The following is a 9237-nucleotide window of genomic DNA, read 5'->3' as shown; positions in this document are numbered from 1 at the left end:
AAAATAAATTCGCCGCAAGATAATGCGGCGAGATTATCATTGTTATATTTATTTAAAAATATAGTTTATTTATTAAACCATTTTTTATAGATAGCATCTAACTCACCGTTAGCTTTTAATTTATCTATTGCTTGATCAAATTGGTTAAGTAATTTTTCGTTACCCTTACGGATAGCAATTCCTAAACCTTCACCAAAATAGTCGTGGTCAGTGATTTTATCGCTTAAAGCAACAATATCTGCCTCTTTGCTTAGCCATTCTCCAGCTACAATTGAGCTTGAAACTATTGCATCAATTCTCTTCGCTTTTAAATCTAAAATAGCGTACTGATAACTATCATAGCTAACTGCTTTCATATCTGGGAATTTATCACTTAAATATTTAGGATAAGTTGTTCCTTTTTGTAGACCAACTCGTTTACCTTTTAGTTGATCGAGACTAGTTAACGTATCTTTCAATGTAACAAATTGGATTGAGCTATCATCATAATAAATTTTAGTAAAATCAACTTGTTTTTGTCGTTCTGGCGTAATATCAATTCCGGCTATAGCGGCATCAATTCGACGAGTTTTTAAGCTAGGAATTAAACCATCAAATGATTGATTGACAATTTTGCATGAAACTTTTATTTCATCACAAATCTTATTAATCACATCAATATCAAAGCCGATGATTTCATTTTTTTCATTAGTAAATTCAAAAGGCGCATAAGTTGCTTCTGTTCCGATTGTTAAGGTGTCTGCTGCTTGAGCTACAAAAGCAGTTCCTGCAAGACAAATGGCTAGTAACGTTTTTTTCATATATCCACCTAATTTTATTTTAATTAATGTGACAAATAAGCTTTAAACTCTTCAGTTTTAGGATGAGCAAAACATTCGAGTTGTCCTCGCTCAATAATTTTACCTTGCTCCATATAAATTACTTGTGAAGCAATTTTGCGTGCAAAATCAACTTCATGCGTAACTATAATTTGTGTAATACCTGTTTGAGATAGCTCATTGATAATTTCGGCAATTTGCGATGTAATTGCTGGATCTAATGCTGCTGTAGGTTCATCGAATAATAATATTTGAGGTTCCATCATTAACGCTCTAGCAATAGCGACACGTTGCTGTTGTCCACCTGAGAGGTGAAGCGGGTAGCGTTGTGCCATATCATCAATTTGCAATCTTTGTAATATCGCCATTGCTTTATCGCAAGCTTCTTTTTTAGATAACTTTAATACTTGGCAAGGTGCTTCAATCAAATTTTCTAGTACCGTCAAATGCGGCCATAAATTATAGTTTTGAAATACCATGCCTACATTTTTACGGAGATGTCTAATTGTTGATTCACTGATTTTTTCAGAAAAATCAAAATGAGTGTTAGCAATAGTCATCTGCCCTGAACTAGGTATTTCAAGTAAATTAAAAACTTTTAATAAAGAGCTTTTTCCTGCTCCACTTTGACCAAGTAATACAATGGTTTCACCAAGTGGATAGCAGAGTGAAACATCATTTAAGGCCTGATGTTTACCATAAAAACAGTTAATATGGTTTAATTCAATATTCATTGTTAGTTATACATTTTTCTTGATGCTAAAGTTGATTAAATATTACTTTTTTCTGCATAAAAATGCAATCTAATTTATTAGACAAGTCCTCTTTTGTCTGGTTTTTATACTTAAAGATGCACTTTCCTGAAAGTTTTTATAATCTTTTGTTATTTAGGATGGTTATTGAGCATTAGATAAAATAGGAATTACAGGACCAAGATATCTAGGTTCTTTTTTTAGAATATAAAGATCAATAAATGCACTAACACGCGCAAACATTTCGCGAATACGGACTAACTTCATATTTTTAGGGGAGGGCACAGCAAAACATTGCGCTTGTATGTCTTGTGCAAGGGCAATAAAAATAGCTCGTTCGCAATGAAACTCTTGAGTGATAATAGTAAAATTATTTGCATCAAATACTTTATTGGCACGAACCACCGAATCGAAAGTTCTAAAACCAGCATAATCCAAAACGATCACATCGCTAGGAATTCCAGCTTTTATCAAATCCTTCTTCATAGTAATTGGTTCATTGTAGCTTAAAAGAGCGTTATCACCACTTAATAATAAATAATCAACTTTGTTTTGCCAATAAAGATCAATTGCTCCATCAATACGGTTACGATAAAAATCATTTAAGCCTCCTCCTCGAACATATTTCGATGTTCCAAGTACAACACCAATAGTTCGGTAAGGAAGTTTGTTTTCATCATGATAAATATAAGGAGCCGTTTTATAGCTGATCCAATAATCTAAACCTATAATAGCAGTTATTGAAATCAAGCTGAAACTAACAATATAAGCAATAAGCTTTTTTAATTTCATGCTAAAGCCACTTAAAAATAAATACCATTATTGGAAATAAAAAAGGTGCTGTCAATGAGGTCATAACACCACATAAAACTAATGATAACGAACTATACGCACCTTCGTTATAATCAACTTCAATACAACGGGCAGTGCCGACAGCATGTGAAACAGCACCGATAGCTAATCCTCTTGCTGGTGCTGATTTTATTTTTACTAAATTTAATATTTGATGTCCAAATATACCGCCTAATGTTCCAACTAATATCACGCATAATGCAGCTATTGACGGTACACCATCTTGATTACTTGCAATTGTTACTGCAATGGCAGTAGTAACAGATTTAGGTAGCACAGATGCAGCAATCTCAATACTTCCACCTAACCAAAATACAATACAAACACCGGTTATCATTGAAGCAAGCGATGCGGTAAAAGTAATAATCATTATTGACTTCCAACGAGCTTTAATTTGGGGAATAAGTTCATATAAAGGATAGGCGAGAGCAATAACAGAATAAGGCAAGAGGTCATTAATGATTTGTACGTTGTCAACGTATTGTGTATAGCTAGTGTTTGTTATCAGTAAAATTGGAATTAATACTATGACCGTAATTACTAGGGGATTAAATAACGGATTTTTTATTTTAAATGATATTTTTCTAATAATGAAGAAAACAAAAAGTGTTAATGGTAGCATCCATATCATGGCTGATTGACCTCACCTTTTGGTGATGAAATTGAATTTTTTGCTGCGACTTTATGACATTGTTCCGTTAAAAATGCAGTTAGAATCAATACAATAAGAGAACCACCTACACAGCCAAATATAATCGGAACCCAATTTTGTAATAAAAGTGAATAATTATCCATAATCCCCATTGCTGCAGGAATAAATAACAATGTCATGTAACGCATGAATAGATTACAGCTATTTTTGATCCAGCAAGTGGGAATTAACTGAAATGCAAGTAAGAAGAATAAGATCAATAAACCAATAATACTGCCAGGAATCATTATAGGTAGTATTTTAGAAATAATATTACCAACCCATAAACAAAGAGTTAATATGACCAATCCACGACCATAACTAAAAAGTGTATAGTATAAAGAATATAGTCTATGTCTGATGGTAGCGTGCTTAGCTAGAAAATGTTTCATAACGTAAATGCTATTAATCTTAATTATAAATTATGACGTTGCTAGTGTGACATAAAGTTATTTGTCTATATGATACGCTTGTCAAAATTAATTACCAACTAAATAATGGTAGTAATGATAAAGTTGTTTAATTAATGCTAGTTTTTCTGGTTGCTGAATATAAGTTTCAGCATATTGCTCTAATATTAATAAGTAATCTTGAATTTTTGGGGTGTTGAGTTTATCACGACAATAATCTTTCCAAATAATCTGTTCATGCTCTGTTAATGTTTGTGGGTAATTTCGCGCTTTATAACGAAAAAACAGTGTTGGTAAACGAGGATCATCAAACGTTAATGATAAACTATCTAATAGATGAATTGGAGTTGTTCGAATAGTTTCGCAGCGTAACTTATCTTGGTTATTTAGAAATTTTCCATAAATTTGAGAATCAACATCAGCGTTAATAGTATTAATAGGACTATTATTATCAATATTAAATAAAGACTGCATTTTATTTTGTAATAAATTTTGATTTTCTAACAATTTATGTTGGTTTATTAAACATTGCTCTATATCAATGTTAAACCGATTAGCATTTTCAGGTAATAATGTTTTTAATGGTGCAATAATAGGACATTTATTGGTATGAACCAATTTTAAAGGAATTCGTGATTCACCTAATTGTAGATCTTCAGTTTTGGTGTAGAGCCTTTCCTTTATTTGCTCAACGGGGAGATCGATTAAGAGATCTATATTACCAGTTAAATCGCAAATAACAGCGGCATTATTTTGTACTGGATGCCAAATTATAGGTGAAACTAAAGATAGATTACCACGATGGCTACCTAACATGCCTGATACATGAACTATTGGTGTCATATTAACTACATCAATAAGTTCAGCAACTTTATTTTTTTTACGTAATGAGAAAAAATAATTAAACAGTTTAGGTTGTTTTTCTTTTATTAATTTAGCCATTGCTATAGTTGCATAAACATCAGACATTGCATCGTGTGCATGTTCATGTTTAATGTTATTTGCTTTTGTTAGATGTTCTAAACGAAAACTTGGAAGGTTTTCATCATTAGTTGGCCAAATAATTCCTTCTGGTCTTAGCGCATAACAAGCACGAACTACATCAAGTAGATCCCATCTTGAATTGTTGTGTTGCCAACAATAAGTATAAGGGTCATAAAAATTACGATATAAAAGATTACGCGTTACTTCATCATCAAAACGAATATTGTTATAGCCTAAAATACAAGTATTAGGTTTGCTAAAAGTTTGATGAATTTGTCGAGTAAATTCAGCTTCACAAACTCCTTTGTTATTAGCTTCTTGAGGTGTTATGCCAGTAATTAGTACCGCTTCTGGATTGGGTAGATAATCTTGAGTTTGACAACAATATATAACCAAAGGATCTTCAATAATATTAAAATTCTCATCAGTTCGAATTCCAGCAAATTGAGCAGGGCGATCTAATGCAGGATGAGTTCCAAATGTTTCATAATCGTGGAAGTAAAAAGTTGGCTGTTCTTGGTTATTTTTCATTGTTCTTCTTTGCTCATAATTGTTCTTTTATTTATTTAAATTCAATAAGATATAATAAATTTTTGTTCATTTTTGTTTTTAGCTATTTAAGCGGTTTTTTATTTGTTCACTTGCAAATGTGTACAGATTGAGTACATAATTATATTTTTATATGTGTACAGAATGTAGAAAATAAAATGGCATTAAGTGATACAAAATTAAAATCAATATTAAATAAACCTTACACAGGGTTGCCTGAGTTAACCGATGGTGATGGTTTGGGAGTAAGAATATCACAAAAAGGAACAATTGCGTTTCAATTTCGTTATAGATGGAACGGAAAAGCTCAAAGAATGACAATAGGACGTTACCCATCATTATCGCTTAAAGATGCTAGGATTTTGGTCGGTGAGCTGAGAGACTTATACAATAAAGGAATCGACCCAAAAAAGCATAATCAAGCAAACAATACAGGTATGACTTTGAATGCTTGCCTTGATTATTGGATGGAAAAATATGTATCAACGCTTAGAGATAAAACTGCCACACTATATCAAGCCGTTGTATGCAAAAATCTTTATAATCAATTTCCTGATATACCAGTTAATGAGATACCTGTGCGTGACTGGGTCACTTTTTTTGAAAAGCAAGAACAAATTAATCTTAAAAGAGCCAGAACAATACTAGTGCAGGCTAAATCTGCAATAAATTGGTGTATTAGTCGTCAAGTTATAGACTCATGTGAGTTAATGAAATTAAGCCCTAAAAATATAGGCGTTAAAACTGAAATTGGTGATAGGGTATTAACATATAAAGAGTTGGCAAAAATATGGCTAGCAATTGAAAATAGCAGGGCATCAACAATAAATAAGCTTCTACATCAAATGCTAATGTTATGGGGGGCTAGAAATTCAGAATTACGACTTGCTTCTGTTGATGAATTTGATATGGGTGAATTGATTTGGACAGTTCCAAAGGAACATAGCAAAATGGGTAACGTAATAAGAAGACCTATTTTTGAACAAATTAGACCAATGGTTGAAAAATTACAAAATATGTTTAATGATAAAATGTTTCCCGGAACATCGTTAAATACCTCTATTACAATTTCAGCAGCTAATAGGTATGTAAGACGATTGCGTGAAAAATTAGATATGCCAGAATGGAGCTCCCATGATTTTAGAAGGACATTATCAACTAGATTATCAGAGGAGGGAGTTATGCCCCATATCACAGAAAGGATGTTAGGGCATGAACTTGGTGGTGTTATGGCTGTTTACAATAAACATGATTGGTTAGAAGATCAAAGAAAGGCATATGAATTATATGCTGATAAGATCCTTTGGCATATTAAACACGTTGATTAATTCCGCCATTATTAAACCAGTCAATTACCGCTTTTTTATTGTATCGCTTTGGATAATTCAATACAGCAGCAGGAAAACCTTTATTTTTTGTTAAATTATAAATTGTTGTCCTGCTTTTGATGCCAAACTTTTGCATGATTTCTTTTTCTTCGATTAAGTCATACATTTTATTTTTCTCCAGACTTTTACTTATACTGTATTTTTCGCCAAATTTGGCGTTAATTCATTAAAGGGGTATTCCCCCATTGGGGGATATTGTTTATTTATTTAACTCTGATGGTTTCTTCTCAACAATCTTCATAAATCCAACACCGAAATACTTAATATAAAGATCATTAATAAAAAAGAGCATTTCGTTAGCCATACCAAGTCTTTCTTCATCCCAGCTATCAAGTGCAGTATGCACCTCGTCTGCAATAATGCCGAATGCGTTAGCGGCTAAAGCTGACTGATTTAAAAGTGCACCAGCTATAAATGAGCTGAATTGATTGCGTATATCTTCATTAGAAAAGTTATTAAGTAAATTAGAATCATTTGTAACTGAAAAATCAGCACTTGGGTTATGCTTTTTTGCGAACAATATAAATTGCTGTCTTACCGCATTTGCCGCAACTTCATTTAATTCGCTGTTAATAATCATTTTAGTTAAGCTCATCTTTATGCCTCCTATTTAACATGTACGCATCAAGTTTGTTATTTTGTATTTTTCCATTAGTCGCTTTTACCTTGTGTTAATTGATACTCAATAGCAGAACGGAACCCTTGCGCAAACACATCAAAGATTTGTGCTGTATCGTTTTCAACATAGTTGTTTAAAGCTTTAATATTTGGGTCACGCACCAGTGAAAAATCTAGCTTATTTTTAACAACAAATTTTTCAAAACAAGTGTGAACAGTAAACATAAGATTATTCATTGGTTGATTCCTCCATTTTTATAAAAGCATTTTCTATAACACCTTTTAATATCAGTAATGCAGAACCGAATTGATTCATGGTTTCATCATCCACAGTAGTTAAATCGGCACAACGAAGCGTGTCAGCAATAGCGCCGATACCGTCATTTGCGATACTAAGCACTTCTCTTAATTCTTCTTTAGAGGCAGATGTTGAGAATAAATAATTAACTGGGTTATACATGGGTTATACCTCCATATATGATTTAATGGCTTTTATCCCGTTTTCGTTGTAACGAAAGTTGGTGACTTGCTTATCTGAATGTTCAGCTTTATCTAGCACAAAGATGCCGTTTTCCGCCGTCTTCAAATTGTACTTATTAGCAATTAGTCCCACCTTGTGACCTGATATTCCCAGTTGTGCACCGACTTCTTTTGCTGAATAAGTTTGTCCATCTAGAATAGGATAGGGGACAACAGAACCTGCGATTGGATTAATTAACTTAGCATAGATAGCTTGTTTTGATGGCGAACTCAAATTAGATAAGTGGCCACATAATTTTTCAGCAACGTTATAAACTTCTTTTATCGCTCTCGCTTTTCTTAATTCTGGTAACCCTGAGTTATCAATTTTTGGGGTAGGTGTAAGCTCGCCTTTTTTGTAATCCAAAAATACTTGGTTAACCGTCAACTGAAATTTTGGACTGATCCAACCGGCATAAGAAATGGCCAAAAGTTCATGGGCGAAAGTACCTTGATTAATACCGCCTTTTGTGACAGTGATTATTTCTTGACCGAAGGCAGAATTCTGCCTTAGCTCTTCAATAAGTTCTTGAGTAGACTTTGTGGCTAACCACGCTTTAGGTCTTTTAGCATCTTTGCCCCCACTGGCTTTATGCAAAGCATTAAGATTATATCGACCTTGCTCATCGGTCGTAATTGAGATTCCAGCTATTACTGGACAAGATAAATTGTTTTTGATACTATTTTTCATGGTTTCATTCCTAAGTTGTTGGTTTGATTTTCCCCTTTGATGGCGGTCTTAGGGGATCCACTTTTTGCCTTTTTCCTGATATCCACAAGTATTTGTGGAAATACTTCATATATGCAATTGAGATCACCCGTTTCTAAAAATCGATTATGAATCTTGGTTAAAGGTTCGATAGCATTTATGCATCGATTATTTAACTGCCTTATCACATTAGGGATTTCTTTTGCTGAGAAAAGAGCACTAAATAATGGCTTTTTCCCTTCACTAACCAAAAGAGATATAAATGGCTCATCTAAAAAACATCCTAAGCTGAAATTACTCATTTTTACTCCCACCCAACAGGTTTTGATAATTTTTCTAATTTACTTCTTATGTTTTCAATAACATCAGCAACCAACCACGCCGAGCTATTAATTTGATTATTGGCATAATCTCCGTCTGGTTTTGTTACTGTTAGAATTAACCCGACAACGCCTTTCAACTGCAATAATTGGCAATCAATTTCTTCATGCTCATCAGCGGTTAATTGAGTACATACATTCTTGTCGTCCATTTTTTACCTCATTTTTGTCTTGGTAAGTTATCTAAAGCTTCTAATGTCTCTTCTAACCGATCTGCTATCATCCACGCACAAGTGTTAACGTGGTCGTTTCTATTGTCGGAATCTGGGGATGTTGTTTCATTGATTAACATCGCCACAGCTTTCATTTGAATTAGCGTTTCTTGAATTCTTTCTCGTGACTCGTGATTTAATAAATAGGCAGTCTTCATTAGTAGCTCCTTATTGAGATTGATTTTTTATTAACCATTTGAATTAATTCAGATATGATGGTTATTAAACTAAAATAAAGTTGATAAAAGCAATGTTACAGTTAAAACTGTATTAAGTAAACAGCTAAAACTGTATTTTTAACTGTAATTAATCTAACCGATTATTTTTTAATCAATAAGGTGTTTTAAAGTTGTGG

General features: G+C 33.0%; 14 protein-coding genes and 1 pseudogene. 1 reads left to right on the top strand and 14 read right to left on the bottom strand.

Annotated elements, in window-relative coordinates; translation table 11 throughout:
• Positions 1-65: 65 nt before the first annotated feature.
• From A9G32_RS08555 to sbcB, 6 genes and pseudogenes are all read right to left on the bottom strand, one after another.
• A complete protein-coding gene (locus tag A9G32_RS08555; protein ID WP_065590898.1) occupies positions 66-800 on the bottom strand; it encodes a transporter substrate-binding domain-containing protein in 735 nt (244 codons plus the stop codon).
• Between the two features lie 23 nt (positions 801-823).
• On the bottom strand, positions 824-1552 hold the full coding sequence (gene artP / locus A9G32_RS08550; RefSeq protein WP_065590899.1) for an arginine ABC transporter ATP-binding protein ArtP: 729 nt from the start codon (positions 1550-1552) through the stop codon (positions 824-826).
• 180 nt (positions 1553-1732) lie between these two features.
• Positions 1733-2362 (bottom strand): annotated as a pseudogene (locus A9G32_RS08545) (ElyC/SanA/YdcF family protein); the annotation flags it as partial.
• A 1-nt stretch (position 2363) separates the two neighbouring features.
• A complete protein-coding gene (locus tag A9G32_RS08540) occupies positions 2364-3053 on the bottom strand; it encodes a CidB/LrgB family autolysis modulator (protein WP_065590900.1) in 690 nt (229 codons plus the stop codon).
• Positions 3050-3505 (bottom strand): CidA/LrgA family protein, encoded by a 456-nt coding sequence (locus A9G32_RS08535; RefSeq protein WP_081296801.1) that lies wholly within the window; start codon positions 3503-3505, stop codon positions 3050-3052. Before A9G32_RS08535 ends, A9G32_RS08540 begins: the two co-directional genes overlap by 4 nt.
• 87 nt (positions 3506-3592) lie before the next feature.
• On the bottom strand, positions 3593-5038 hold the full coding sequence (gene sbcB, locus A9G32_RS08530; RefSeq protein WP_065590901.1) for an exodeoxyribonuclease I: 1446 nt from the start codon (positions 5036-5038) through the stop codon (positions 3593-3595).
• 176 nt (positions 5039-5214) lie between these two features.
• On the opposite strand from sbcB, the gene A9G32_RS08525 reads away from it, so the two are divergent.
• Positions 5215-6384, top strand: a complete 1170-nt coding sequence (locus A9G32_RS08525; protein WP_065575174.1) for a tyrosine-type recombinase/integrase — start codon at positions 5215-5217, stop codon at positions 6382-6384.
• On the opposite strand, the gene A9G32_RS08520 is transcribed toward A9G32_RS08525, so the two are convergent.
• From A9G32_RS08520 to A9G32_RS08485, 8 genes are all read right to left on the bottom strand, one after another.
• Positions 6368-6550 carry a helix-turn-helix transcriptional regulator gene (locus tag A9G32_RS08520; protein WP_065567557.1) on the bottom strand — a complete coding sequence of 61 codons (183 nt, stop codon included), beginning with the start codon at positions 6548-6550 and terminating at the stop codon, positions 6368-6370. The two genes, A9G32_RS08525 and A9G32_RS08520, sit on opposite strands and share 17 nt — an antisense overlap.
• A gap of 93 nt (positions 6551-6643) precedes the next feature.
• A complete protein-coding gene (locus A9G32_RS08515; protein ID WP_065590902.1) occupies positions 6644-7039 on the bottom strand; it encodes a hypothetical protein in 396 nt (131 codons plus the stop codon).
• A gap of 56 nt (positions 7040-7095) precedes the next feature.
• Complete coding sequence (locus A9G32_RS08510) at positions 7096-7299, bottom strand: hypothetical protein (RefSeq protein ID WP_065590903.1); 204 nt, start codon at positions 7297-7299, stop codon at positions 7096-7098.
• Entirely contained in the window at positions 7292-7522 is a 231-nt protein-coding gene (locus A9G32_RS08505) for a hypothetical protein (RefSeq protein WP_065590904.1), read from the bottom strand. Before A9G32_RS08505 ends, A9G32_RS08510 begins: the two co-directional genes overlap by 8 nt.
• A gap of 3 nt (positions 7523-7525) precedes the next feature.
• Positions 7526-8272: a KilA-N domain-containing protein gene (locus A9G32_RS08500; RefSeq protein WP_065590905.1), complete on the bottom strand. Its 747-nt coding sequence runs from the start codon at positions 8270-8272 to the stop codon at positions 7526-7528.
• Complete coding sequence (locus tag A9G32_RS08495; RefSeq protein ID WP_065590906.1) at positions 8269-8592, bottom strand: hypothetical protein; 324 nt, start codon at positions 8590-8592, stop codon at positions 8269-8271. The genes A9G32_RS08500 and A9G32_RS08495 overlap by 4 nt, the downstream gene beginning before the upstream one ends.
• 2 nt (positions 8593-8594) lie before the next feature.
• Positions 8595-8822 (bottom strand): hypothetical protein, encoded by a 228-nt coding sequence (locus tag A9G32_RS08490; RefSeq protein WP_065590907.1) that lies wholly within the window; start codon positions 8820-8822, stop codon positions 8595-8597.
• Between the two features lie 8 nt (positions 8823-8830).
• The gene (locus A9G32_RS08485; protein WP_065590908.1) at positions 8831-9040 is read right to left on the bottom strand and encodes a hypothetical protein; all 210 of its coding nucleotides are present in this window, start codon (positions 9038-9040) and stop codon (positions 8831-8833) included.
• Between the last annotated feature and the right edge of the window lie 197 nt (positions 9041-9237).

Origin of the sequence: Gilliamella sp. Gris3-2 (genome assembly GCF_001690345.1) — a bacterium.
Lineage (GTDB): Bacteria > Pseudomonadota > Gammaproteobacteria > Enterobacterales > Orbaceae > Gilliamella > Gilliamella bombi.
This window is presented reverse-complemented; position numbering and strand designations above follow the sequence as displayed.